This window comes from Mesorhizobium sp. M4A.F.Ca.ET.050.02.1.1 (genome assembly GCF_003997725.1).
GTDB lineage: Bacteria > Pseudomonadota > Alphaproteobacteria > Rhizobiales > Rhizobiaceae > Mesorhizobium.
Genome location: NZ_RZSG01001317.1, coordinates 1 through 855, shown reverse-complemented (window position 1 = coordinate 855; position 855 = coordinate 1). Strand labels below are relative to the sequence as shown.

Below are 855 nucleotides of genomic sequence, written 5' to 3'. Positions count from 1 at the left end.
ATTCGGCAACGCCCTTCTCGTTGGCGGCGATCTGCGCCTTGAGGTCGGCGACGTTCTGGTGCGGATTGCGGGCCGGGTAGGGGTGGTCGGTGAGCAGCGTTTCCAGTTCCTTCTCGCGAAAGCGGCCGCGATCGACGATGCGGAAATTGTCGAACAGCACGCCTTCCTCGTCGACCGTGGTGGCTAAAGGCGTCATCGAGCCGGGCGCGGTGCCGCCGACATCGGCGTGATGGCCGCGCGAGGCCGCCCAGAACAGGATTTCCTTGCGCGCATCGTCGAACACCGGCGTCACCACGGTGATGTCGGGCAGGTGCGTGCCGCCATTGTAGGGGGCGTTGAGGGCGAAGACGTCGCCCGGATGGATGTCGCCGGAATTCAGGCGAATGATGGTCTCGACCGAGCGGTCCATGGAGCCGAGATGCACCGGCATGTGCGGCGCGTTGGCGACCAGCGCGCCATGGCGGTCGAAGACGGCGCAGGAGAAATCCAGCCGTTCCTTGATGTTGACGGAATAGGCGGTGTTCTGCAGCGTCACGCCCATCTGCTCGGCGATCGACATGAAGAGGTTGTTGAAGACCTCCAGCATGACCGGATCGGCTTCGGTGCCGAGCGCTGCCTGGCGGCGTTTCTTCTCGGTTCGCCGCAACAGCACATGGTTCCTGGCGGTGATCTCGGCCTGCCAGCCGGGCTCGACGATGATGGTCTGGTTGGGCTCGATGACCAGAGCGGGACCGGCCACCCTGTTGCCGGACTTGAGCGCTTCGCGCCGGAAGATGCCGGCTTCGCGCCATTCGCCTTCGGTGAAGATTTTGCGCGTCCTGGGAGGGCTTGCGGCAAGATCTTCCATTTCCGATT

At 64.2% G+C, this 855-nt stretch carries 1 protein-coding gene; it reads right to left on the bottom strand.

Translation table 11 applies throughout. The annotated features are described in order from the left end of the window. Positions 1–855 (bottom strand): hydantoinase B/oxoprolinase family protein (locus EOA33_RS37205; RefSeq protein WP_190234527.1); only part of this gene is annotated, 855 nt, incomplete at both ends.